This window comes from Chryseobacterium sp. NRRL B-14798 (assembly GCF_050470705.1).
Classification (GTDB): Bacteria; Bacteroidota; Bacteroidia; order Flavobacteriales; family Weeksellaceae; genus Chryseobacterium; species Chryseobacterium cupriresistens.
Genome location: NZ_JBFLUL010000005.1, coordinates 3,659,543 through 3,684,646, shown reverse-complemented (window position 1 = coordinate 3,684,646; position 25,104 = coordinate 3,659,543). Strand labels below are relative to the sequence as shown.

Sequence of the window (25,104 nt, the reverse complement as noted above, 5' to 3'; positions counted from 1 at the left end):
TTAAATATTTTTGGGTTCGAATTGATTTTCTTTTTCTGAGAATTTGATCAGGCAGAAGACTGCATAATTCAGCATATCGAAATAGTTGGCATCAAGCCCTTCCGAAACAATGGTTTTTCCCTGATTGTCCTCAATCTGTTTAGTTCTTAATACTTTCTGATAAATAAGATCTGTGATTGAAGAAATTCTCATATCCCTCCATGCCTCACCATAATCATGATTTTTTCTTTCCATCAAAGCTTTTGCTTCATTGGCATACTTATCATAAAGACCTAAAATTTCTTCTTTATTTTCATTGAAATCATTGGAAAGGCCTTTCTCCAGCTGAATAAGTCCAATGATAGAATAGTTCACAATGGCGATAAATTCATCTTCTTCACTCTCATCCACCATTTTTTTATCAGTCATCTGCAGCGTACGGATCCTGTTGACTTTAATATAAATCTGATCCGTAATGGAGCTTGGTCTTAAAACCCTCCATGCCGCACCATAATCCTGCAATTTTTTGCCGAAAAGATCACGGCACTGACTGATAACTTTCTCAAACTGTACTGATGTTTTTAACATAAATCTTCTTAATCTTCCAAATATACGAATTCGGTTTTAGATTTTTCAATTTGATAAGCTGAGTTTGTGGGTCTGAAGGGTTGAGGGGGGAGAGTTTTAGAGTTTCGGGATTCGAGTTGTTGGGTTTGAGAGTTTGAGGGGTTTTTAGGGTTAGAGAGTATTTGAGGAAAGAGTTTCAATATCCGATTGATCTAGTTTTGAGGTTTAAAAGGGCTCATTTAGCTTCTAACTTTCAACCGTTAATTTCTAACTTCTAGCTTCTAATTTCTCATTTAAAACTCATAAATCACTAATTTTGCACTACAAAAATCATTCATCAAAAATCATTCATCATTTATAATCTACCCTCATCAATAATAATCTCATGCTCTCCAACCCTAAAACTCTCTCACACTCAAACCCTCCAAATCATTCAATCAACTGCAACGGTAGACTGGTACAACTGGACACCCCGAAAATCATGGGAATCCTCAATATGACCCCGGATTCCTTCTCTGATGGCGGAAAATTCAATAATGAAAAATCAGCGTTGAAACACGCTGAAAAACTTTTGAAGGACGGAGCTGAAATACTGGATATCGGACCACAGTCTACACGTCCCAATGCAGAATTTTTAAGTGCTGAAGAAGAGATCAGCAGAATCGGAAATACCATCTCTCAGATTAAAAAAGAGTTTCCGGAAACGCTGATTTCCCTGGATACTTTTTACGCAGAAACTGTAAAATTCGGATTTAATGAAGGAATTGATCTGATTAATGATATTTCTGGAGGTCAGTATGATACAGAAATGTTTGATACAGCTGCTGAAACGAGGTTGCCTTACATTCTGATGCATGTAAATCCTTCTTATGAAACCATGCATGATAAAATAAAATTTGAAGATATTACGCTGGAAGTGAACCAGTATTTTGCTAAAAAAACAAAAGAACTTTTAGAAAAAGGAGTGAATGATATCATTCTTGATCCCGGTTTTGGTTTCGGGAAAACAGTGGAAGACCAGATGAAAATGATCCATGAAGTTGAATATCTCGGATTCGGAAAATTTCCTTTGCTGATAGGGATTTCCAGAAAGTCATTTATCTACAGGCCTTTGGGAAAATCACCGCTGGATATTAATGAGGAAACACAGAAACTGCACATGAAAGTATTGGAACAGGGAGCAAAAATTTTGAGGGTTCACGATGTGGCTGAAGCAAAGGAAACACTGAACCATTTTTTACGAAAAAAATAAAAAGTGCAAAAAAAACTTGTGAGTAATTAAAAAGTTTATACATTTGCAATATGAATTTTACGAATCAGAAAAATATTATTGTCATTTCTATTATTGCTGTTGTCATTAACAACAGTAAGGAAACGGCATTTTAAATAGATTTTAATTTAAATTATATATAAAACCGTTTCAACTATGAAACGGTTTTTTTGTTTTTAATTTTTTATAGTATAAAAGTATGTACCATTTATTAACAGTAATTATTATCGTCATTATTATTCCCTTACGGCTGTGAGAAGGAAGGTGTATGACTGTACATATATTGAGCCCTCTCACAGCGTGAGAGGGCTTTTTTTATTTCCATTTGTTAATTTTTTAAACTTCTATAACATGTATTACAACGACGACACGACCATCTACTTTGACGGAAAATTTATGAAAGCGAAAGATGCGGGAACTGATCTTTACAGCCAATCACTTCACTATGGTTACTCTGTCTTTGAAGGCATTAAATCCTACAGCACAGACCACGGAACCCGGATTTTCAAAGCAAAAGAGCATTATGAAAGACTAAAAAGATCAGCTGAATTAATGCATATGCCCTTCGATTATTCCGTAAATCAGCTTACAGAACTTACCTATGAACTTCTGGATCGTAATGGATTTACAGATGCTTATATCCGTCCGTTGGTTACGTGTTCGCCCAATATGTCACTTTCAAAAGGACAAAAATCTTATCTGTCTCTTCTCGCATGGGAATGGAACAACGGCTATCTGGCAGATAAAATGAAAATTATGACTTCCCCTTTTCAACGTCCTAATCCTAAGGCATTCAAGGTGGAAGCCAAAGTAGGAGGGCATTATGTAAACTCCATATTAGCCTGTCAGGATGCCAGAGATAAAGGATATGATGAAGCGCTGGTTCTGGATGAAAACGGAAATGTTGCCGAAAGCTCAGGTGCCAATGTTTTCTATGAAAAAGACGGGTTTTTATATACTCCGGCCAAAGGAAGTATTCTTCCGGGCATTACAAGACAAACCGTTATGGAAATTTGTAATGAGCTAGCTATCCCTGTAAAGGAAACTTTTTTCAAACCTGAAGAAATGAGAGGTGCAGATGCAGGCTTTTTCTGTGGTACGGCAGCAGAAATTGTTGCCCTGGATTCACTTGATGATGTTCCATTTTCCAAAAATTGGGAAAATACGGCGAGCAGGAGAGTACAACAGGCATATTTGAAATTGGTAAGAGTTCTGTCATTGTAAATTTTAAGAGTATAAACATTTGATTATCAAATAAATAAATTCGTTTTTTAAACAATTGAATATTGTAGTTTTTGGAAAAAACGAAAATGAAAAGAATATTACAAAATGTAGTTTTGGATCAAAATTTAGTAAAGAACTCTATTTGAAGAAAGGGAAAAGAATAGAAAATGTAGGAAAAGTATGTTAAATAAATATTCAAAAACATTCACGCAAAATAGCGAACAACCCGCAGCCAAAGCCATGTTGTACGGGATAGGATTTACAGAAGAAGATATGCATAAGGCTCAGGTCGGAATTGCCAGTATGGGCTATGACGGGAACACTTGTAATATGCATTTGAATGATCTGGCTCAGGTCGTAAAAAAAGGAACATGGAATCATGGATTAGCCGGATTGATTTTTAACACCATCGGAGTAAGTGACGGAATGAGTAATGGAACAGATGGAATGCGCTATTCTCTGGTAAGCCGTGATGTAATTGCAGACAGCATCGAAGCCATCTGTGGAGCACAATATTACGACGGATTAATCGCATTGCCGGGATGCGACAAAAATATGCCGGGAACCATCATTGCGATGGGAAGGCTGAACAGACCATCCATCATGGTGTACGGAGGAACGATTGCTCCAGGTTGCTATAAAGGTGAACAGCTTAATATTGTTTCTGCTTTTGAAGCATTGGGGAAAAAGATTGCAGGAGAAATTACGGAAGAAGATTTTGATGGGGTTGTGAAAAATTCCTGCCCCGGAGCTGGTGCATGTGGTGGAATGTATACAGCCAATACAATGGCTTCCGCGATAGAGGCTTTAGGAATGAGTCTTCCGTATTCTTCTTCCAATCCAGCTTTAAGCAAAGAAAAACAGGAAGAATGTCTTGAAGCAGGAAAATACCTGAAAATATTATTGGAAAAAGATATTAAACCTTCGGATATCATGACCCGCAAAGCTTTTGAAAATGCGCTGCGCATGATTGTTATTCTTGGAGGAAGTACCAATGCCGTTCTGCATTTTATAGCTATGGCAAAAAGTGTGGGAGTACCACTTACTCAGGATGATTTCCAGAAGATGAGTGATAAAACTCCGGTGCTGGCAGATTTAAAGCCAAGCGGGAAATACCTGATGCAGGATCTGTATGAGCACGGAGGAATACCATCAGTAATGAAATACCTTTTAAATCAGGGATTATTACATGGGGATTGTTTAACGGTAACCGGAAAAACAGTTGCAGAGAATTTAGAAAATGTTCCCGATCTGGATTTTACGACTCAAAAAATTATTAAACCATTATCAGAACCTGTAAAAGAAACAGGGCACCTGAGAATATTATACGGAAATCTTGCTGAAAAAGGAAGTGTAGCAAAGATTACAGGTAAAGAAGGAGAACGTTTCGTAGGAAAAGCGCGTGTATTTGATGGCGAAAAAAATCTGATCAGAGGAATTCAGGATGGAACCGTCCGGCATGGCGATGTGATTGTCATCCGTCATGAAGGTCCGAAAGGTGCTCCCGGAATGCCTGAAATGCTGAAACCCACGAGCGCGCTGATCGGGGCAGGCCTGGGAAGCAGTGTAGCCTTGATTACAGATGGAAGATTCAGCGGAGGAACTCATGGTTTTGTAGTAGGACACATCACTCCCGAAGCGCACGAAGGAGGTTTGATAGCCTTTGTAAACGATAATGACCTGATTGAAATTGATGCTGTCAACAATACTATACAGCTCAAAGTTTCAGAAGAAGAAATAGAAAGAAGGAAAAAAGGATGGCAAAAACCAGCTCTTAAAGTACAGAAAGGATTGCTTTATAAATATGCTTTAACCGTATCATCAGCGGCAGAAGGCTGTGTAACAGACGAAATCACTCAATAAAAAATATGGAAAACCCGAATTTATCAACAGAAATACAACTGAGCGGAAGCCGGATCATTCTTGAAGCCTTTCTTCAGGAAGGAGTGAAAACCGTTTTCGGATATCCGGGAGGTGCTATTATCCCTATTTATGATGCCCTTTACGATTATAAAGAAAACCTGAAACATATCCTTGTACGTCACGAGCAGGCAGCAGTGCATGCGGCACAAGGTCTTGCAAGAGTCTCAGGAGAAGTTGGTGTTGTATTGGCTACCAGCGGCCCGGGAGCAACTAATCTCGTTACGGGACTGGCTGATGCTTTACTCGATAATACTCCCTTGGTATGTATTACGGGACAGGTTTTTGAACACCTTCTCGGAACTGATGCCTTTCAGGAAATAGACGTTATGAACATCACAAGCCCGGTTACCAAGTGGAATTATCAGGTGACGGATGCTCACGAGCTTCCCGAAGTATTGGCAAAAGCATTTTACATTGCAAAGTCAGGCCGTCCCGGTCCCGTAGTGATTGATGTGACTAAAAATGCCCAGCTGCAGTCTGTTGCTTATAAAGGCTATTCACCATGCCACACATTACGCAGCTATAAACCGGATCCCGATCCATGTATGGAAAATATCGTAAAAGCTGCAGCGTTGATCAATAATGCCGAAAAGCCATTTGTTATTGCAGGACAGGGGATTATGCTCGGAAAAGCTGAAAAGGAGTTCTTACAGTTTGCCGAAAAATCAGGAATTCCGGTAGCATGGACGGTTCTGGGAATGAGTGCTATTCCAACTCATCATCCACAAGCGGTAGGAATGGTAGGAATGCACGGAAACTATGGCCCGAATATATTAACCAACGAATGTGATGTTCTGGTTGCTGTAGGAATGCGGTTCGATGACCGTGTGACCGGAAGATTGGATCAGTATGCAAAACAGGCAAAGATTGTTCATCTGGATATTGATAACGCAGAGATCAATAAAAATGTAAAAGCAGATGTTCCTGTTCTTGGAAACTGCAAACATACGCTTCCTCTTCTTACAGAAAAGATTGTAAAAAGAGAACATCATCACTGGCATAAAAGATTTAAAAAATGTCATGAAATTGAAAGCATTAATCTGATTCATAGGGAACTTTACCCTGAAGAAGGTGAGATTACAATGGGAGAAGTGATCCGCCAGTTGAATGAGATCACAGATGGAGAGGCAATTATTGTAACAGATGTAGGACAGCATCAGATGGCGACATGCCGATACTCTCAGTTCAAACATTCCCGAACCAATGTCACAAGCGGTGGGCTGGGAACCATGGGATTCTGTCTTCCCGCTGCAATAGGAGCATCTTATGCAGAAACAAACCGTCCTGTTATTGCTGTGATGGGAGACGGAGGAGCTCAGATGAATATTCAGGAACTGGGAACCATAATGCAGTATCATCCCGAAGTTAAAATATTAATACTGAATAACTGCTATCTGGGAATGGTAAGGCAGTGGCAGGAATTGTTTCACGAAGAAAGATATTCCTCCGTAGATATCCAGAGCCCCGATTTCGTTCAGGTGGCAAAAGGATACAATATTCCCGGAAAAAAGGTATCCGAGAGAAAAGATCTGAAAGCAGGACTCCAAGAAATGCTTAACCATGAAGGATCTTTCCTCCTTGAAGTAATGACAGGAAAAGAACACAATGTATTTCCGATGATCCCTCAGGGAAAAAGTGTTTCGGAAATTGTATTAAACAATAAATAAAATTTAAAAATAAAAAAAGATGAAAACAGATCATAAAGAATATACCATTACAGCGTATACAGAAGATTATTTAGGATTGATCAGCCGCATCAATGCTATTTTTTCGAGAAGAAGAATTTCTATGGTGACCTTTAATGTTGGTCCTTCAGAAATGGAAAAAGTAAAAAAGTTTGTTATTGTTATCAGAGAAACAGAAGATTCTGTTCAGAAGATCAGCAGACAAATGGAAAAGCAGGTAGACGTTCTGGAAGTACATTATCACAGAAATCCATACCTGACAGCAGTAGAATATGCAAGCTAAAAGCAAAAATTAAACATCACAATCAATAATAAATAAAATCAAAAAAAATGGCAAAATTGAATTTTGGAGGAGTAGAGGAGAACGTAGTAACAAGAGAAGAATTTCCGTTGGAAAAAGCTCAGGAAGCATTAAAAGATGAAGTTGTAGCAGTAATTGGATATGGAGTACAGGGGCCCGGGCAGGCTTTGAACCAGAAAGATAACGGAATTAATGTGATTGTAGGGCAGAGAAAAAACTCCAAATCTTGGGATAAAGCAATAGCAGACGGATTTGTACCGGGAGAAACATTATTTGAAATTGAAGAAGCATTGGAAAAAGGAACCATTATCTGCTATCTTCTGAGTGATGCTGCACAGATTGAATACTGGCCGAAAGTAAAACAGCATCTTACTCCAGGGAAAGCGTTGTATTTTTCTCATGGTTTCGGAATCACATTCAGCGAGCGTACTGGAATTGTTCCTCCAGCCGATGTAGATGTATTTCTGGTAGCTCCTAAAGGTTCAGGAACTTCATTGAGAAGAATGTTTCTGCAGGACAGAGGTTTAAACAGCAGTTTTGCCGTTTATCAGGATGCTACAGGAAAAGCCAGAGAAAGAGTAACAGCATTGGGAATTGCGATAGGAAGCGGATATCTTTTTGAAACCGACTTTAAAAAAGAAGTTTACAGTGATCTAGCCGGAGAACGCGGAACGCTGATGGGAGCCGTACAGGGAATATTTGCCGCTCAGTATGATGTATTGAGAAAAAATGGACACAGCCCTTCTGAAGCCTTTAATGAAACCGTAGAAGAATTGACTCAGTCATTAATGCCTTTGGTAGCAGAAAACGGAATGGACTGGATGTATGCCAACTGCAGTACAACCGCTCAGAGAGGAGCTTTGGACTGGTGGAAACGTTTCAGAGATGCTACTTCACCTTTGTTTGAAGAGCTGTATGACAATGTAGCCAAAGGAAATGAAGCTCAACGTTCCATAGACAGCAACAGCAAACCGGATTACCGTGAAAAACTGGAAGCTGAACTTAGTGAGTTAAGAGAAAGCGAAATGTGGAAGGCCGGGAAAACAGTACGAAGCCTGAGACCAGAAAATAATTAATAAGTAAACGGATGATGAAAGAGGGAGTAAGTTCCTCCGTTTTAGAGAATGTCTATAAAGCGGAGGAACGATTAAAAAATGTAGTGGTAAAAACACCTTTGGCTGTCAATAACAATCTGTCAGCTATTTATGAGTCGAATATTTATTTTAAAAGAGAAGATCTTCAAAGGGTAAGATCCTATAAAATAAGAGGTGCCTATAACAAGATGGCCACCATGTCTGAGGAAGAACTTTCAAAAGGTGTTGTGTGTGCCAGTGCCGGAAACCATGCGCAGGGAGTTGCATTTGCATGCCAGACCATGAAGGTGAAAGGAACGATTTTTATGCCTTTGCCAACTCCCGGGCAAAAGCTTGAACAGGTGAAAATGTTCGGTGGAGAATACATCGATGTTATTTTATTTGGAGACACATTCGATGAATCTAAAGATGCTGCGATGAGGTTTTGTAAAGACCATAACAGCGTATTTATCCATCCTTTTGATGATCCAGCGATTATTGAAGGACAGGCAACAACAGCACTGGAGATTCTGGAACAGACAGAAGGTGTGGTTGATTATCTTTTTGTACCGATCGGCGGCGGCGGACTGGCAGCAGGAGTCTGTACTGTATTTCAGCATCTGTCTCCGCAAACAAAGATTATCGGTGTAGAACCCTCCGCAGCAGCAAGCATGAAAAAAGCCCTTGAAAAGGGAAAACCTGTTCTTCTTGAAAAGATCAGCCGTTTTGTAGACGGAGCAGCCGTACAGCAAGTGGGAGATCTTACTTTTGAACGTTGTAAAGATGTACTATATGATATGGCTATAGTAGATGAAGGACTTGTCTGTGAAACCATATTGTCACTGTACAACAAAGATGCTATCGTGGTAGAACCAGCGGGAGCACTTTCAGTAGCAGTATTGGAAAAATATAGAGAAGAAATAAAAGGTAAAAACGTAGTATGTATTATCAGCGGGAGCAATAATGACATTACCCGGATGGAAGAAATCAAGGAAAAAGCATTGCTTCATGCAGGATTAAAACACTATTTCCTTGTCAGATTTCCACAGCGTCCCGGAGCATTGAAAACCTTTGTAATGGATGTACTGGGACCTGATGATGACATCACTTATTTTGAATATACCCAGAAAAATTCAAAAGAAAAGGGAATCGCAGTAGTAGGAATTGCTTTAAAACAAAACAAAGATTTCACTCCTTTAATTGATAAAATGAAACAATATGATTTCTTTGTCAACTATCTGAACAATGATCCTTCACTGATGAATTTGCTTATTTAAAATTATATTCAATATTAAATTATTTCGTACACAAATCAGATTCTAAAAACACAATGATGAAAAAAGCTTCACAATTTTAGTGAAGCTTTTATGTTTCTGTCAATTTCAAACGACATAAGAAAGTGAAGCGTTAAGAAAATGAATTCTGTGAACGTTAAGAAAACTCTGGTGTCTGAGTGCGGGACAAAATATGATTCTCAATATAGATCGTTTCGCACGAGTTTAGAGTTTTTAGAGAACAGATTTCATTTTTAGCTGAAGTTTCTAAGTCTTGAATTTTTGTTTCTTTTGTTTCAAGACAAAAGAAATATAATTCTTTTTATAAATTATCTTTCAAGCGAAAAATTCGAAATTACTTTCGGACGTTCAGCTTCATTAGCTACTTTCCAGGATGTTCTGTACATCCATTCTGTCATTTTATACAGCTTTTTGTAATTGATATTTTCTGATTCATCCTGCGGAGTATGATACTGATCGTGCAGTACACTTGTGAAGAATATTGCAGGAATTCCCATCTTAGCATACGGAAGATGATCACTTCTGAAATAGAAATACTCAGCATGGCTTGGAGAATCCCAATCTTTAAGGTATTTGAACTTTGTACTTTCATTGTTGGCATCTTCGGCCATTTTTACCAGCTCTTCAGAATTTTTGTGAGGAGCATTTCCTCCTAATAAAGCAGCTTCATTATTGTCATTTCTCCCGATCATGTCACCATTCAGTACGGCTACAATTTTTTCTTTCGGAACAACAGGATGGGCTGCATGCCATCTTGAACCCAGTAATCCTCTTTCTTCAGCGCCATGGAAAACAAAAAGGATGCTTCTTTTTCCCGGCTGTTTTTTGTAAGCTCTGGCCATTGCTAACATGGCAACACAAGTACTGGCGTTATCATCAGCACCGTTGTAGATCGTGTCATTCTTTACAGGATGTCTGATCCCGTCATGATCCTGGTGTCCGCTTAACAGAACATATTCATTTTTAAGAACAGGATCTGTACCATCAATTTTTCCGATAATATTTACTGAAGGGTATTTGTAAGTTTCAGTGATCAGGTTCAGAGAAGCTTTAGGATTGTTTTTTACCCAGCTGGCATTTTCTCTTTTGATCCACACAACAGGAATATTATTGGTGATTTTTTCTCTTAATCCTTCTACGCCATAGCTTCCTCTTGTCATTTGAGGCAGTACTTCTACCCAGCTTTGCTCGGAGATATCATCGGTGATGAAGATAATGGCTTTGGCTCCCAGTTCAGAAGCTTTCTTGTAATATTTATTTCTTACAAATCCGGGATATCTTCTTACAAAAAGAGTCATATCCTTAGAAATATTTTTGTCGGATGCGTTTACTGCAAGAACTTTCCCTTTGATATTCAATTTCACAAGCTCTTCAGGTTCTGCGTTTCCGGCATATACAACTTCAGCGTCTACAGAAGCATTTACAGGTTCTGCAACCAGAAAATCCTTCCATAATTTTAAACTGTTATCTCCGATTTTCAGGGTGCTTTGCGGGATCACCTGATGTCTGTACATATCAAAGAACTGGAAAAATGTTCCATTATCTCCGGCAGGTTTCATTCCGGCTTCCTTCGCTTTGTCAGCCAGCCACATAGAGACTTTCAATTCATCCAGTGTTCCGGCTTCGCGTCCCCAGAACTGGTCTGCAGCAAGCTGATACATATCGGTGCGGAGATCAGATTCTTTGATAGCAGAAACAAGAGGCTTCTTATAATTCTGAGCATTTCCAAAGGCAAATAAAAAAAGCCCAAGGAGAGAAAAAACATAATTTCTATTCATAAGAACTCTTAATTGAAGTTAGCCAATTTCTCTGAAAACTGTTTTGAAAACTCTTTTCTGTCTTCTTCCAGTTTTTCCTGTGTAGAAGGTAGAATATAATTAAAAAGGATCTTGTCTTCATGGTCTAAAAAGATAATTTCCTTTTCATTTCCATCGATCATCTGTGAGAAAATTTCCCACATCGGAGTGTCTTTTAATTTTAATAATTCAAAAAACTGTTCTGCTTTGATTTCGATTTTCTGCATGTTCTTTTTTATATAGTATCGTTGAATATTTCTGAATTCTCATCCAAAAATAAAGATTTTGTATTGGAAAGAGTATTAAAACTCAAGAAACTTCAGCTTAAATTGGATGGCGAAGTTTTCTTTGAAATGTGGCGTTGCATAATAACCCACTCTGTAGAATACCCCAAGATTAAAATAGCTGGAAAGGAAATTATTCCATTCCACACCGACTTCCTGATACAGGTGATCCAGTTTTCTGAATTTAAACTGGTGGTATTCCGGATGTTTCATATCTCCGATAGTTCCTCTTAAGACAAAGTCAAAGCTGGAAACATTGTGTCCGAAACTTTTCAGATACCATGGAAGTTTATGCGTAAAGTAGTATGCAACAAATCTGTCATTATAGTATTTCCCACCTTCCAGTGTTGCAAACCCAAGATAAGAAGTAAGGTTAAAATTAAAATCTTTGCCCGGAGACGCCAGTCCGTTCATCGTAAAGTTTTTCCAGATAGGTGCCCCACCAAGAACAAGACCTCCATATAATCGGAACCCTGTAGTTCCGATCGGTGTTTTGAAATTATGAACAAACAAACCATCAAAACGGGAATAATTAAAATCCCCCTGCAGTATTTTGTAACTCTGCTCATAATTAAAATACAGTTCAGGATATTTCTGATCAATCAGAGATTTTCCCTGAGGGGTCATAATATTGGTAGAATTCGGAGAATATTTCAGGGTGAAAAGGGTATTGAAGTTTCTGTAAGATGTTCCCCGGTCTCTGAACTGATAATCGAATTCAGCTTCTTCTGTATTTCTTCTTACAGCAAGAGCAACGGTAAGTCCGTTGGTGACATCGTTCAGGTAAGATAATGACATTCCTTTAAAGTGGAAATACCGGTCATTATTCAGATTATTCCCGAAGTTCATCATTCTCATCTTGAAATTCCACATTTTTCGGTTGAATTCTCCGGATGCTGTCACATCATCATACACTTCAAATCTGAAAAAGGAATTCTTTTCCAGTGTGGTTTTCATATCAAGCCCCATTCCGTACTTCCATTTTCGGTCTTTCACACCATATGCAAAATAGTAGTCCGGTGAAAAATAAGGGTTGAAATTTTCATTCAGCTTGGCTTTTAAACCTAATCTGAAACCTTCATAGGAGTTATAATTGACAATTTCATCCACAGCAAAATCTACAGAACCGACTCTGATCTGTCCGTTCAGTAAACCTGATAAAATCTGTGCTTTGCTGTCGATTTTATATTTTTTACCTAAACTGTCGATGGTTTTATAGGTATTTTGTTCCCTTTCGGTAAGGGGATCTGTCCTGTAGCGGTCCAGAGATTGGCCGTCAATATTTTTTACCGAGAAAGTATAGCCTTTAAAATCCTTTGGATCTTCTTCAATAGGAGATTCGAAATCAAAATACTTTGAGGTAAGGAAAGCATAGGTCCCGAAGCTTTTTTTGTCTTTCTTATCATCGGCATGCACTTTGTCATCCATGGCCATTTTACCCATTTTAAGCTTGGCTTTTTCATGGGCAAGGAACCATTTATTATTGTAGAATACCCAGGTACTGGTAATAATTCCTTCGTTTTTATTTTTACTGAAATTCTCAATTTTTTTGATTCCGTACGTTTCGGTATCTACATAAATAGCACCGTTATACTTTCGTTTTCTGTCCGGCTTTTTGTAATTTACCTCACGGAAGCGGATCACAAAGTTTTTCCTTCCGTCAAGGGTAACGGTATCTGAAAGAAAGAATCTGTACAGCCCTCTGTTTTCGGGTTTTATCTGTTCGGGAACAACATCCCTGTTACTTTGCTGGAGCGCAATCATTTCGTAAATAGGCTGCTTCAGACCGGAGATTCTGTTGTCCAGAATATTGATCTTTTCACCATACTTTTTGGAGTACAAAAACTCCTGAGCCCTTTCCCAAAGGAAGAGTTTACTTTTTGAAAATATTTTTCTTGCGTTGATATTATTCAGCGAGTCTTTTTCCCTTTTTTTCTTGAAAATATTTAAATCATTAAAATACTGATTAAACTGCGAAAGACTGTCCTCATCAATATCAAGAGAGATTTTTTCGTAGGATTTGTAAGAATAGGAACCTAAACTTTTGGGTGAGTTTTCTTTGAATAATTTATTGACTTTTTTAAGAATTTCCAGAGCCCTGGGATCACTTTTGTCTTCAATAACAACCGCTTCAATATTGGTTGTCTGTGATGTTTTTTTAAGCAGGGAAACTTCCATGCTGCTTTCTACGGTAAGGGTTTCTTTCTGATAAGATTCAGCATCTATATCAATGTTTTTGCATCCGGTTTTAAACTCCAGAATACCCTGTTCATTGGTGTATCCGATAACTGTATTGTCACAGGATACCTTTGCTTTATAGACAGGCTTTTGACTGGCGTCATCCACAACCTTAATTTTTGATTGTGAATACCCCAAAAAGCAGATCAGAAAAAATAGTAACAGTAAACCCCTTTTCATGTAAAAAAACTACGTCAAAAATAATGATATTTATTCTTGTAGAAAAGTTTTTAACAGAGTATAACATTGATTTAATCTAATGTTTTCATGGAAGTTCCAAAGGTAAAATCAAACAAAGAAATGAGCCGCATAGCCTTTCTGTATTTTAAAGGAATTTTCAAATAAAAAAACTCCTTAGCAATTAAGATTCAGGAGTTTTGTGGTTTTTCGTTGTTTTGTGTTTTAGAATCGTCTTTTATTGATCATTGAGCGCTTTCATAAACTCAATAATATCATCAACTTCTTGATCGGTAAGCTGTAACGGTGCGTCGGAAAGTGTCTGATTTTCCAGTTTAAATCCAAAAGCTTTTCCACCACCTTTGTTGTAAAAATTCATCACTTCTTTCAGGGTTTTATATCCTCCGTTGTGCATATAAGGAGCTGTTTTGCTAATATTTCTAAGTGTTGGCGTTTTAAAGGAATGCTGCAGGGAAGGAACTGTTTCATGGAATTTTCCCCGTCCCGGATCCGTGTCAAATGCTTTATTTTCTCCGTTCACTGCTGCTCCCAGGACTTCCTGTTCTGTTTTTTTGAAATTCGGAGGAACCGTTCCATTGAATAAGGGAAGGAAATGACAGATGGCACATTGGGCTTTTCCCACAAAAAGATTGAAACCGCGCTTTTGATTGTCTGTCATCGCTGATTTATTTCCTCTCATATATTCATCAAAATCTGAATTGAATTTTGCGAGCGAACGAATATAGCTCGCCAATACATTCTGAAGCTGCCAGACCTCTGTTTTTTGGGAGTGATAAATTTTTTTGAATGCGGCCTGATAATTTTTATCCTGATTGATTTTGGCAAGAATGATATTCAGGTCACCGTGCATTTCTTCTTTATTGGAGATCACATCTGAGCTTTGTCCTTCCAGATCATCCTTTCTCATATCCCAAAACTGGCCATGCTGATAGCCTGCATAGTTGAGTGAAGGTGTATTTCTCGCCAGTTCTGAATTTTCAAGGGACATTGCTCTGGCTAGACCGTCTGTAAATGCTTTATCTGGAATATGGCATGTTGCACAGCTTCGGTTATTGCTGTTGGATAATATTTTATCATTAAAAAGTTGATGTCCAAGAGCTGCCTTTTCTTCAGAGTAGGCGTATTCTTTTCCGGGAGTGAAAGCATTAGGATTAAAAGCATTTTTACTAAAGAATGTAGCTGCATTTTTGTTTAAAGCAGTGGTTACCTCAACATCAGGAATGTTCTCCTGCTTTTTAAAATCAAGCATCAAAGTTGTGATTCTATTCAGATGATCCGGAATGAAATTGACATAATCAAATGTGTTTTTGTCGGCGTTTTTCTTCAGTACATTAATGGCTGAACTGATCTCTGCCACAAGACTTTTTAATGCTTTATTTTTCGAACGGTGAGTAGAGATTTGTTCCAAAGTTTCTTTAATTCCTTGCAGAGAAGATGGCATTTCCTGTAAAAATGTTCCCGAAACCGGAGTGTCAAAACCTGAAATTCCCAGACTGGAAATTCTGAAAGTCTCCTGTCTAAGTGCATCAAAAACCTGGTCTTTACTGATGGTAATGACCTGAAAGTTGGTATCAATGGTATTACTTTTATTGATGAGCTTATTAAGCATCCGGATTACTTCTTCTTTATTCGCTTTTTCGTAAGGGTAGAACATCTCTTCCAGCACCTGTAAGCCTTCAGGTTCTATTTCAGTATGTTCATCCATTTCTATTTCGGGAAGGGCAGGGCCGTTGATAAACCTTGCAGAGTGGGGAAGGAAGTATTCTACAGCCCATTCCATTTTTTTGTATGTTTTTCGGATATCCTGGAATTTCTCCTGAAGAAGTTTTTCATCAGCATCTTTAGCAACAAGAGCCTTCAGTTCATTGATCTGTTTTTCAAAATCAGCATTGGTTTTGATGATCCTGTTTTTTACAGAACCAAGATCTTCGTATATGGGCTGCTGCTTATCATTTTTGCAATGGTAAAGCGTAAAAAGTGCTGCTGCACAGTATAAGAAAAGGAGTATCGGGTATTTTGAAAGTTTACTCATAAGTATGAAAAAGTATCAACAGAGGTTTTCTATTGATACTTTAATTGAATTTGATATGAAGGAATTAAAACTATTTTTCTACGTTTCTGATGATAACAATCTGTCCGCCTTCTTTGTTGGCGTTGATTCCGGAACCGTCAGGATTTTTGAATTTATCCAGCTGCCATGTATGAGAATGGATATTCACAGAGAAGGTATTAGGGATTCCGATGATGTCTGAAATATCAACCATTGCCCCGAACTCCCATGAACCGTACTTCTGCAGATCTCCGGATTGGTTGTATGCTGTCTGCCATGCAGAGTCACCTCTGTTGTGCCTCATATTCAGCCACGGTTTGTATTGTTTGGTGGCAATATTCAGCTGCCAGATATAAGAATCGTGATTGGCATTTTTGTAATAAGAATCTCCGTCTTCCTGGATGTATACAAAGTTTTCAGTTACACATAAGTTGTCAGGATTGATCAGATTATTTCCCGGATTAGAATCTCCTTCAGCCACCACTTCCAGTTTTCCTGTCAGCATATTATTGGCGTTCAGAACAAGCTTGTAGACTCTTCCCCACATGGTTAATCCGGCTTTTGGATTAACACCGTCAGAAGATTCTCCGGTTGCAGTAAAGTAGATTTCTCTTCCTTTTCCAGCTCCTTTTCTGTAATCTACATCTTCCACTCTTGAAAAACGGATCGCATTATTGTCAATATTTTTCTGGTTGATTTGAGCGCCGGTAAGGTTTTTAGCGTTAGGAATTTCTACGAACTCTACGTCGTAGCTGCTTCCTTTCGTCATATCCGTTTCAGTATAGTTGCTGTTGGTTCTTTTTAAAGAATACAACTTACCGTTATCAAGATCTCCCTGTGTATCTGCTACATACATAATCAACTGTCCTGCAGACTGGTGAGAAGAAGAATAAGACTGGTCTTCACCAATGATGATATAGGTTTTTCCGTTAGAAACATCTTTAGGAAGCGGAACTGCATTTTCCATAGAAGCCTTTCCTAATGCCGGTTTTACCCTTGATTTATCAGTTGCCTGAGACACTGGTGCCAAAGGGTTTAAAGCATGTACCATACTTTCTTCACCTGATTCTCCGGCGGTAAGGAATGCACTGAAACCATGAATTTCCGGGGTTGCCAATGTAGCGGAGCATAATCTTGTCATTCCTCCGGTTCCGTTTAAGATATATTCTCCTTTTACAGGCTTAAAAGTTTTGTCTAAGTAGACTCTTGATACCGATTGCTTGATCTCATGGTTGGTAATCATCAGGTAACCGTCAGAGTTTGGATCTTTCATAAGTCCCATTCCGTCCGGCTGTCCTCCGAAAACGAAATCCGGTGAACCCGGAAGCACATCGGAACTGGAAATAAGGGTGGTTATATTTAAATTTTCAAAACCTTTCATTCCATATACGAAAGCGGGTTCTTTAGAAAAGTTTTCAAGTTTGATTTTATCATTGACAGGAGCGTCCGAGTTACCGTTGTCATCATTGCAGCCTTGAAATACAAGAGAAGCAAAGACCAGCGCTCCAATAGTTTTGTTAATTTTCATAATTACATTTTTTGAATTTCGATTATGGCAAAACTAAAGGTCTTGTATTAACTGAGTTTTAAAAAGATAAAACAAATAGTTTAAGATTAAGTAATGGTTTGTTAAGATAAGATCAATAATTAGAACGGGTATAAATAAAAAAGACTGTGATGAAATCTTAGGAATAAAGAATAGTATGGTATAGCGCAGAGTACGCAAAAGCTTTTTCATCTGCAAGAAGTAAGAATACTACACACGCTTCGTCAGAATCAATGAAGTTGATTCCCTTCATTGCTCCCTTCAATACGAAGTGCTATACGAAAAACTTTGCGTTAAGAATATAATGGTAAAACAACTCCGGCTGTCTCAAAATTGAGACAGCCGGAGTAAAAATTATAATAGAGGTTTCTATTTTAAATATTCAAAGCTTTTTGGTAAGCGTTTTCTAACCCTTCAAGGTTTTTACCACCAGCAGTAGCGAAACCTGGGTTTCCACCACCACCACCTTGGATTTCTTTAGCAAGGTCTTTTACGATAGCTCCAGCCTGGTAATCCGCAGCCAGATCATCAGAAACTCCAACGGTAATCATTGGTTTTCCGTCTGCATCAGAAAGAATAATCGTTACCGAAGACGGGATTTCTCTCTTCAGTTGGAAAACGATGTCTTTTACAGAACCTGCATCCAGAGAAGTTTTCTTTACTAAAAGCTGTTTATTGCCTTTCTGCTCATATGAATTCTTCCATTCTCCGATTTCTCCTTTTGCTTTTTCCTTTTTAAGAGCATCTACTTCAGCCTTCAATGAAGTATTTTCTTCGATCAGTTTTTCGATTGATCTTACCACATCTTTAGACTTTAATAACTGAGAAAGTTCAGTGATCTGTTTTTCAAGATTGTTGAAATACTCTTCAGATTTGTCTCCCGAAATAGCCTCAATCCTTCTGATTCCCGCAGCAGCAGAGCCTTCGGAAGTGATTTTAAAGTGCCCGATTTCGCTGGTATTTTTTACGTGAGTTCCTCCGCAAAGTTCTTTTGAACTTCCAAACTGGATCATTCTCACACTGTCACCATATTTTTCACCAAATAAAGCCATTGCTCCTTTATCCAGAGCTTCCTGAATCGGAATATTTCTGAATTCCTGTAAAGCAATACTTTCTTTGATCTTTTTATTTACTTTTTGTTCAATAAGTGCTAATTCTTCTTCTGTCATTTTGTTGAAATGAGAGAAGTCGAAACGAAGATAATCAGGACCAACATAAGAACCTTTCTGTTCTACGTGAGTTCCTAACACCTCTCTTAAAGCCTCGTGCAGAAGGTGAGTTACAGAGTGGTTGGCCTGAGAATTTTTTCTTTCGGAAGCGTTTACTTTAGCATAGAAAACAGCACCGGCATCTTTTGGAAGACCATTGATCAACGAAATAATCAATCCGTTTTCCTTCTTAGTCTCCAATACTTCAAAGCTTTCAACCGCATTTTCAAGAACACCTTTGTCTCCAACCTGTCCACCTCCTTCAGGATAGAAAGGAGAGCTGCTTAATACCACCTGGTAAAATTCTCCGTCTTTATTTTCTACCTTTCTGTATCTTGTAATATAGGTTTCGGATTCAATCTGATCATATCCTACAAAGTTTTCATCTCTTTCCTCCAAAGTGACCCAGTCGTAAACTTTCTGGGCAGAATCAGCTTTTGAACGAAGCTTTTGTTTCTCCATTTCAGCTTTGAAACCAGCTTCATCAATTGTTAATCCTTTTTCCTCAGCAATAATTCTTGTTAAGTCATCAGGGAAACCATAAGTATCATACAGTTCAAAAACTTCTTCACTTGGTAATACCTTCTGATTATTGGCAATAGTCTGCTGGATCAGTTTTTCTACTCTGATCAGACCGTTTTCAATAGTTTTTAAGAAAGAATCTTCTTCACTTTTGATCACTTCAGCAACAAGTTTTCCCTGTTTTTCGATTTCCGGGAAGAAAGTTCCCATCTGCTCCTGCAGTACAGCTACCAGTTTGTAAAGGAAAGGCTCTTTCATATCCAGGAATCGGTAAGAATAAGAAATTCCTCTTCTTAAAATTCTTCGGATAACATACCCCGCACCTCCGTTGGAAGGTAATTGTCCGTCTGCAATAGCAAAGGAAACTGCTCTGATGTGGTCTACCACAACACGGATCGCAATATCCTTTTCGTCTTGTAAAATTCCGGTATATTTTTTACCTGAAAGTTCCTCAACTTTAGCAATAAGCGGAGTGAAAACATCCGTATCATAGTTGGAAGACTTCCCTTGAAGCGCCATACAAAGACGCTCAAAGCCCATTCCCGTATCTACGTGCTGAGCAGGAAGCTTCTCTAAAGATTTATCTGCCTTTCTGTTGAATTCCATGAAAACCAGATTCCATACTTCCACAACCTGCGGGTGGTCCTGATTCACAAGGGAAATTCCCCCAACTGCTGCTTTTTCTTCAGGAGTTCTCAGGTCAATATGGATTTCAGAACACGGTCCGCATGGTCCGCTTTCACCCATTTCCCAGAAGTTATCTTTTTTATTCCCGTTGATGATTCTGTCCTCTGAAATGTGAGATTTCCAGAAGTCATAAGCATCCTGGTCTCTGTCCAGATTTTCTGAAGCATCCCCTTCAAAAATCGTTACGTATAAATTTTCTTTTGGAATTCCGTATACTTCAGTCAGTAATTCCCAGGCAAAAGCAATAGCCTCTTTTTTGAAGTAATCCCCGAAAGACCAGTTTCCTAACATCTCAAACATAGTGTGATGGTAAGTATCTCTACCTACATCATCCAGGTCATTGTGTTTCCCTGAAACTCTCAGACACTTCTGTGTATCCGCAATTCTAGGGGCGGTAGGGGTTTTGTAGCCAAGGAAAAAATCCTTGAACTGCGTCATTCCGGAGTTGGAAAACATAAGGGTAGGGTCGTCTTTCAGCACAATAGGAGCTGAAGGAACGATTAAATGCTCCTTACTTTTAAAATAATCTAAAAATTTTTGACGTATCTCTTGTGATGTCATAGTATTGCTTTTGCTTTTTTAAATATCAAATTTTTGATAAGATGCAAATTTAAGATTTTTAAGCGATTTGTAATAATTTTATGCTATGTTTTGAATGATGACGAGTTTGGATATTGGATGGGTGGTAAACCTTACAGGTTTTTAAAACCTGTAAGGTTTGAGATGGCAAGTTTGTAATGACTGTAATCAATAATAATCGATCTCATTTTGCAATTTTCCATTTAACTTCCTACCTTCGTTGCGATCTGAAAAAAGACAAAAAATCCTTCCAATGACAAAAGATGAAGAGCTGAAAAGCTGGATAGAACAGTATTCAGGGCCGCTTTTGAAGCGGGCACTGTATGTACTTTCGAATAAAGAAGATGCACAGGATGTGGTTCAGGAAGTTTTTCTTGCAGCTTATTCTGCTTATGATTCTTTTGAAGGGAAAAGTAATGCGCTTACGTGGCTGATGGCTATTCTGAATAGAAAAGTTGCAGATTTTTACCGGAAAAAATACAAATCGGAACCCAATATCCGACTTGATCATTTTTTTGATGAAACCGGATCATGGAAAAATAATGATGTTTTAAATGACTGGAATGTTTCTGGCGATGGAGATGAGCTTTTAGACAGTACAGAATTTAATAAAACATTGGAAGAATGTATTGAAGAATTGCCCTCCAAATGGAAGATTCTGTTGAAAATGTATTATATCGAAGAAAAAAAAGCACCGGAAGTCAGTCAGGAATTGAATGTTTCCACGACTAATCTATGGAAGATTTTGCAGAGAAGCCGCATGCAGCTCAGAGAATGTCTGGAGTTTAACTGGTTTTCAAAATCATAAGAAATCATGATACGAAGAATACTACATATATTATTTTTACCGTGCAGTGAAGCTACTTTACTGATGGAAAAAAGGAATGCCCAATCTATTTCTGCCAGAGAAAACAGGATGCTCAGTATGCACCTGATAATCTGTAAATGGTGCAGGATGTACAATGAAAAGCTGGCTCTTCTGGATAAAGCTTTTAAAAAGACTTTTTCTGAAAAAGAAACTGAAATTAATGATTCTGAAATTCAGGACTTTAAAAATAAAATGATCGATAAATTAAAATTCTAGGATAATTTCTGTCAGGATTTTAAAATAGCACCGACTATACTTTTGAAAACAATAAAGTATTCATTTAAAATCTTAAAAATATGGTCGGAACAGTACAGGAATCTAAAAAACAATCAGCCCGAATCGGGTATTATATTTCGCTTTTCGGAGCAGCACTTATTTTACTGTGGATTGGTATCTTCAAATTCACTCCCACAGAAGCAGCTGCAATAAAACCTTTGGTGGAAAACCATTTCTTAACTTTTTTCGTATATAAGATTATGAGTGCTCAGGCAGTGTCAAATCTTATCGGAGCGATAGAAATTATCATTGCATTACTCCTGATATTTAGTGCGAAATTTGCTGTACTCAAAAAGTATGCAGGTGTAGGAATGATCGTAACTTTTCTGGTAACATTAAGTTATTTATTGACAACACCGGGAATGTGGAAAATAGTGGACGGAGTGCCTGTGACGGATTTCTTTATTCTGAAAGACCTTATGTTTTTAGGATTTGGAGTAATGATCATTCAAAATAATAAGTAATGAATAAAAAAGTAAAAATGAAGAATATATTAATTGCACTCGGAATCATTCTGGGTATAGCAGTATTTGCTGCGGAATCAGGGCTTTTCAGAAAAGCGAAGTCCAATGTAGTGGAAATAAAAAAAGAAAATGAGGAAATTATGGATAACAAGAACGTTAAAGAGATTTATTTTGCAGGTGGATGTTTCTGGGGAACAGAACATTTTTTTCAACAGATTCGTGGCGTGGTAGGAACAGAAGTTGGTTATGCCAACGGTAATACCAAAAATCCTACTTATGAAGAAGTCGTAAGCCATACAACAGGTTTCGCAGAAACCGTAAAAGTAAAATATGATCCTGAACAGGTAGATCTGAAACTATTGATTGATCTGTATTTTAAAACCATTGATCCTACAAGCAAGGATCAGCAGGGAAATGACAGAGGAAACCAGTACAGAACAGGAATTTATTTCACTGATAAAACAGATGAAGCGGTGGTAAAAGCGGAAGTTCAGAAGCTGGCAAAGAATTATCATAAACCAGTAGTCGTAGAAACTATTCCATTGAAAAATTTCTACAGGGCTGAAGACTATCATCAGGATTATCTGGATAAAAATCCAGGCGGTTACTGTCATATTGAACCGGGACTTTTTGAAATGGCCAAAAAAGCCAACCCGCTTCCAAAACCGGCTTACCAAAAGCAGGATAAAAAAGTTTTAAAAGAAAAACTGACAGCAGAACAATATAATGTTACCCAGGAAAACGGTACAGAAAGACCTTTCCAGAATGAGTACTGGAATGAAACCCGTGAAGGAATTTATGTAGATATTACAACAGGGGAACCTTTGTTTGTCTCTACCGATAAATTTGAATCCGGATGCGGATGGCCAAGTTTCTCAAAACCGATTACCAAAGGTTTGATTGATGAAAAGCTGGACCGTTCCCATGGTATGGATAGAGTAGAAGTAAGAAGTAAAACGGGCGATGCTCACCTGGGACACGTTTTCACAGACGGGCCGAAGGATAAAGGAGGACTTCGTTACTGTATCAACAGTGCTTCACTGAAATTTATTCCGAAAGCTGAAATGGAAAGCAAAGGATACGGAAAATATCTTCCGTTGTTAGATAAAAAATAATATGAAAGGAAGGCTGCCTAAAAAATATCATTCTGAACGAAATGAAATGAAGTGAAGAATCTCATAGGTCTACTGATTAATGAGATTCTTCCTTCGTCAGAATGACAAAAGCCAAATTATTGTGCTATCTGGCAGCCTTTTATTTTGAATTCATAGTATGATTAAAATCTACCAATCTCTTTTTCTCAGAATCCAGTACGAACCGAAGATGAAAACAGCACACCATACCAGACAGGCAATAAGACTTTCCGTAGGGTAGTGGAACTCATATTTTAAGCCCATCATTTTAGCCATATTTAATCTCATCATCGGGTTAGGAATCAGGCTTGACATGCTTTCCAGCGGTAAAAGGTGCGAGATAAAAAAATCATTCTGAAGAACCTCATTTCTTTGCGGTCCCTGCATTCCCTTTACTTTTGAATACGTTTCAAGAGCGGTTAAAATTCCTTCGCCAATCCAGAAAACGAAAAGGGCAAGAAAAACAAAAACAGATTTTCTCAGTAAAATGGAAAGGAACATTAAGAAGCAAAAGAACGTAAATAGCTTCACAAAATAATTTCCAATAAAGAACATTTCAGCAAAAGCCTTGGTAGAGTCCGTTGTATTCGAATATTGATATCCCAGAAACAAAGTAATTCCCAATACAATAGCTGTTGAAACAATAGTGAAAATGCTTATCGTCAGCAATTTTGAAGTGATGAATTCCTTTCTGCTCAGTCCGTCAATCGTGTTTTGCTTGAACATTCTGTTGCTGAACTCCTGTGAAATAGAGAAAACAATGATCAGTCCAAGGAAAATTTTCAATAAAGCAACAATCCATGTGGTGAAATTCCAGATTTCCGGGAAATTATAAATTCCCTGTTCTTTTAAATTAATCGTTCCTCCAAAAACATCAAAGTCAACCAATCCAATGAAAAGTAAAGCAATAAGAATGGCGAAATAAAGTATCGTGAAAACTCTGAAAGGTTTATAGTTCAGGTTTTTGTAATATTCAAGTTTTAATAATTTGATCATGATTAATTGGTGTTTTTTACAAGTTCAAGGAATTGAGATTCAAGAGACAGTTTTTTCTTTGTTAAATGAGAAAGATAGATTCCTTTTTCAGCCAGTTTCTGATTCATTGCCGAAGCTGAAATAGAAGCGTCATCACGGATCTGAGCTTTGATAAGATCACCTTCCTGATTGATGGACGAGAACCACTGAAGTTCGTTCAACGCATTTAAAAGTAATGTGTTATTATCAGCTTTCAGCTCAAAATATCCGTTGTTGGAAGTCATTTCATCCACTCTTCCGCAGTAAATGGAATTTCCTTCCTTCAAGACAATGACATGGCTGCAGATTTTTTCAATTTCATCCAGAAGATGGCTTGCAATGATAATGGTGATTCCCTGTTTGGCAATATCACTGATGATTTCTCTGATCTGAATGATTCCTTCAGGATCCAGTCCGTTGGTCGGTTCATCCAAAATTAATACTTCCGGATTGTTCAGCATGGCAGAAGCAATAGCCAGACGCTGTTTCATTCCTAAAGAGAAAGTTTTGAAAGTATCTTTTCTTCTTTCATACAGATTAACCGTTTTCAGAACTTCGTCAATCCTTGAGTAGGGTGTTTGCTTAATTTCAGCGACAATCTTAAGATTGGTTTCTGCACTTAGATAAGGATAAAAGTTAGGCTGTTCAATAATCGCTCCGATCTTTTTTAAGGTGTCAGGATCAGTTCCTTTCTTGCCAAACCAGAACCAGTCTCCGCTCGTAGGGTTGATGGTCGAAAGCAGCATCCCGAAAGTAGTGGATTTTCCGCTTCCGTTCGGCCCCAAAAGGCCATAAACATTTCCTCTTTCGACATCAAAAGAAATATTGTTCACCACAACTCTTTTGAATTTTTTTGTCAAATTTTTTACTGATAAAATCTTTTCCATGTAATTTGTTTTACATAGTAGTAGTCTATATAAATTA

General features: G+C 38.0%; 20 protein-coding genes. 11 read left to right on the top strand and 9 right to left on the bottom strand.

Annotated features, from left to right (window positions below):
* Positions 1-567: a DUF1599 domain-containing protein gene (locus AB1278_RS16910; protein ID WP_062671258.1), complete on the bottom strand. Its 567-nt coding sequence runs from the start codon at positions 565-567 to the stop codon at positions 1-3.
* A 460-nt stretch (positions 568-1,027) separates the two neighbouring features.
* Here AB1278_RS16910 and folP point away from each other — a divergent pair, with 460 nt between their 5' ends.
* The 7 genes from folP to ilvA all read left to right on the top strand — a co-directional run bounded on the left by folP (position 1,028) and on the right by ilvA (position 9,299).
* Positions 1,028-1,798, top strand: a complete 771-nt coding sequence (gene folP, locus AB1278_RS16905; RefSeq protein ID WP_429815859.1) for a dihydropteroate synthase — start codon at positions 1,028-1,030, stop codon at positions 1,796-1,798.
* Positions 1,799-2,167: 369 nt separating this feature from the next.
* Entirely contained in the window at positions 2,168-3,040 is an 873-nt protein-coding gene (gene ilvE / locus AB1278_RS16900; protein ID WP_429815856.1) for a branched-chain-amino-acid transaminase, read from the top strand.
* Positions 3,041-3,220: 180 nt separating this feature from the next.
* Positions 3,221-4,903: a dihydroxy-acid dehydratase gene (gene ilvD, locus AB1278_RS16895; protein WP_202839522.1), complete on the top strand. Its 1,683-nt coding sequence runs from the start codon at positions 3,221-3,223 to the stop codon at positions 4,901-4,903.
* A gap of 5 nt (positions 4,904-4,908) precedes the next feature.
* On the top strand, positions 4,909-6,630 hold the full coding sequence (gene ilvB, locus AB1278_RS16890) for a biosynthetic-type acetolactate synthase large subunit (protein WP_395972870.1): 1,722 nt from the start codon (positions 4,909-4,911) through the stop codon (positions 6,628-6,630).
* Positions 6,631-6,649: 19 nt separating this feature from the next.
* Entirely contained in the window at positions 6,650-6,931 is a 282-nt protein-coding gene (locus AB1278_RS16885) for a hypothetical protein (protein WP_110009245.1), read from the top strand.
* A 47-nt stretch (positions 6,932-6,978) separates the two neighbouring features.
* Positions 6,979-8,025, top strand: a complete 1,047-nt coding sequence (ilvC, locus tag AB1278_RS16880) for a ketol-acid reductoisomerase (protein ID WP_202839520.1) — start codon at positions 6,979-6,981, stop codon at positions 8,023-8,025.
* An 11-nt stretch (positions 8,026-8,036) separates the two neighbouring features.
* Entirely contained in the window at positions 8,037-9,299 is a 1,263-nt protein-coding gene (gene ilvA / locus AB1278_RS16875; RefSeq protein ID WP_343642214.1) for a threonine ammonia-lyase, read from the top strand.
* A 326-nt stretch (positions 9,300-9,625) separates the two neighbouring features.
* Here the strand turns inward: ilvA and AB1278_RS16870 are convergent, their stop codons facing one another.
* The 6 genes from AB1278_RS16870 to alaS all read right to left on the bottom strand — a co-directional run bounded on the left by AB1278_RS16870 (position 9,626) and on the right by alaS (position 20,407).
* Positions 9,626-11,095: a M20/M25/M40 family metallo-hydrolase gene (locus AB1278_RS16870; protein ID WP_429815852.1), complete on the bottom strand. Its 1,470-nt coding sequence runs from the start codon at positions 11,093-11,095 to the stop codon at positions 9,626-9,628.
* 8 nt (positions 11,096-11,103) lie between these two features.
* Positions 11,104-11,340, bottom strand: a complete 237-nt coding sequence (locus AB1278_RS16865) for a hypothetical protein (RefSeq protein ID WP_110009324.1) — start codon at positions 11,338-11,340, stop codon at positions 11,104-11,106.
* 75 nt (positions 11,341-11,415) lie between these two features.
* A complete protein-coding gene (locus AB1278_RS16860; protein WP_238349604.1) occupies positions 11,416-13,743 on the bottom strand; it encodes a hypothetical protein in 2,328 nt (775 codons plus the stop codon).
* 307 nt (positions 13,744-14,050) lie between these two features.
* Entirely contained in the window at positions 14,051-15,865 is a 1,815-nt protein-coding gene (locus tag AB1278_RS16855) for a cytochrome-c peroxidase (protein WP_202839512.1), read from the bottom strand.
* Between the two features lie 70 nt (positions 15,866-15,935).
* Positions 15,936-17,411, bottom strand: coding sequence for a hypothetical protein (locus AB1278_RS16850; RefSeq protein WP_202839510.1), 1,476 nt, complete (start codon positions 17,409-17,411; stop codon positions 15,936-15,938).
* A gap of 392 nt (positions 17,412-17,803) precedes the next feature.
* Complete coding sequence (alaS, locus tag AB1278_RS16845) at positions 17,804-20,407, bottom strand: alanine--tRNA ligase (RefSeq protein WP_429815847.1); 2,604 nt, start codon at positions 20,405-20,407, stop codon at positions 17,804-17,806.
* A gap of 271 nt (positions 20,408-20,678) precedes the next feature.
* Here alaS and AB1278_RS16840 point away from each other — a divergent pair, with 271 nt between their 5' ends.
* The 4 genes from AB1278_RS16840 (at position 20,679) to msrB (ending at position 23,148) form a co-directional block, all read left to right on the top strand.
* Entirely contained in the window at positions 20,679-21,233 is a 555-nt protein-coding gene (locus tag AB1278_RS16840; RefSeq protein WP_280212478.1) for a sigma-70 family RNA polymerase sigma factor, read from the top strand.
* Positions 21,234-21,239: 6 nt separating this feature from the next.
* Positions 21,240-21,509, top strand: coding sequence for a hypothetical protein (locus AB1278_RS16835; protein ID WP_395972881.1), 270 nt, complete (start codon positions 21,240-21,242; stop codon positions 21,507-21,509).
* A gap of 80 nt (positions 21,510-21,589) precedes the next feature.
* On the top strand, positions 21,590-22,033 hold the full coding sequence (locus AB1278_RS16830) for a DUF417 family protein (RefSeq protein WP_429815844.1): 444 nt from the start codon (positions 21,590-21,592) through the stop codon (positions 22,031-22,033).
* 17 nt (positions 22,034-22,050) lie between these two features.
* Positions 22,051-23,148, top strand: a complete 1,098-nt coding sequence (gene msrB, locus AB1278_RS16825) for a peptide-methionine (R)-S-oxide reductase MsrB (RefSeq protein ID WP_343642197.1) — start codon at positions 22,051-22,053, stop codon at positions 23,146-23,148.
* 168 nt (positions 23,149-23,316) lie between these two features.
* On the opposite strand, the gene AB1278_RS16820 is transcribed toward msrB, so the two are convergent.
* Both AB1278_RS16820 and AB1278_RS16815 read right to left on the bottom strand, forming a co-directional pair.
* Positions 23,317-24,162 (bottom strand): ABC transporter permease, encoded by an 846-nt coding sequence (locus tag AB1278_RS16820; RefSeq protein ID WP_343642195.1) that lies wholly within the window; start codon positions 24,160-24,162, stop codon positions 23,317-23,319.
* 2 nt (positions 24,163-24,164) lie between these two features.
* Complete coding sequence (locus AB1278_RS16815; RefSeq protein WP_330745637.1) at positions 24,165-25,067, bottom strand: ABC transporter ATP-binding protein; 903 nt, start codon at positions 25,065-25,067, stop codon at positions 24,165-24,167.
* Positions 25,068-25,104 lie beyond the last annotated feature (37 nt).

Excerpts from the sequence above, each read along its gene's own strand:
- AB1278_RS16855 (WP_202839512.1), bottom strand. The coding sequence starts at position 15,865 with ATGAGTAAACTTTCAAAATACCCGATACTCCTTTTCTTATACTGTGCA.
- ilvC (WP_202839520.1), top strand. The coding sequence starts at position 6,979 with ATGGCAAAATTGAATTTTGGAGGAGTAGAGGAGAACGTAGTAACAAGA.
- AB1278_RS16870 (WP_429815852.1), bottom strand. The coding sequence starts at position 11,095 with ATGAATAGAAATTATGTTTTTTCTCTCCTTGGGCTTTTTTTATTTGCC.
- AB1278_RS16820 (WP_343642195.1), bottom strand. The coding sequence starts at position 24,162 with ATGATCAAATTATTAAAACTTGAATATTACAAAAACCTGAACTATAAA.
- ilvD (WP_202839522.1), top strand. The coding sequence starts at position 3,221 with ATGTTAAATAAATATTCAAAAACATTCACGCAAAATAGCGAACAACCC.
- ilvB (WP_395972870.1), top strand. The coding sequence starts at position 4,909 with ATGGAAAACCCGAATTTATCAACAGAAATACAACTGAGCGGAAGCCGG.
- folP (WP_429815859.1), top strand. The coding sequence starts at position 1,028 with ATGGGAATCCTCAATATGACCCCGGATTCCTTCTCTGATGGCGGAAAA.
- AB1278_RS16835 (WP_395972881.1), top strand. The coding sequence starts at position 21,240 with ATGATACGAAGAATACTACATATATTATTTTTACCGTGCAGTGAAGCT.
- AB1278_RS16840 (WP_280212478.1), top strand. The coding sequence starts at position 20,679 with ATGACAAAAGATGAAGAGCTGAAAAGCTGGATAGAACAGTATTCAGGG.
- alaS (WP_429815847.1), bottom strand. The coding sequence starts at position 20,407 with ATGACATCACAAGAGATACGTCAAAAATTTTTAGATTATTTTAAAAGT.
- AB1278_RS16885 (WP_110009245.1), top strand. The coding sequence starts at position 6,650 with ATGAAAACAGATCATAAAGAATATACCATTACAGCGTATACAGAAGAT.
- AB1278_RS16910 (WP_062671258.1), bottom strand. The coding sequence starts at position 567 with ATGTTAAAAACATCAGTACAGTTTGAGAAAGTTATCAGTCAGTGCCGT.
- ilvA (WP_343642214.1), top strand. The coding sequence starts at position 8,037 with ATGATGAAAGAGGGAGTAAGTTCCTCCGTTTTAGAGAATGTCTATAAA.
- AB1278_RS16830 (WP_429815844.1), top strand. The coding sequence starts at position 21,590 with ATGGTCGGAACAGTACAGGAATCTAAAAAACAATCAGCCCGAATCGGG.
- AB1278_RS16850 (WP_202839510.1), bottom strand. The coding sequence starts at position 17,411 with ATGAAAATTAACAAAACTATTGGAGCGCTGGTCTTTGCTTCTCTTGTA.
- msrB (WP_343642197.1), top strand. The coding sequence starts at position 22,051 with ATGAAGAATATATTAATTGCACTCGGAATCATTCTGGGTATAGCAGTA.
- AB1278_RS16815 (WP_330745637.1), bottom strand. The coding sequence starts at position 25,067 with ATGGAAAAGATTTTATCAGTAAAAAATTTGACAAAAAAATTCAAAAGA.
- AB1278_RS16865 (WP_110009324.1), bottom strand. The coding sequence starts at position 11,340 with ATGCAGAAAATCGAAATCAAAGCAGAACAGTTTTTTGAATTATTAAAA.
- ilvE (WP_429815856.1), top strand. The coding sequence starts at position 2,168 with ATGTATTACAACGACGACACGACCATCTACTTTGACGGAAAATTTATG.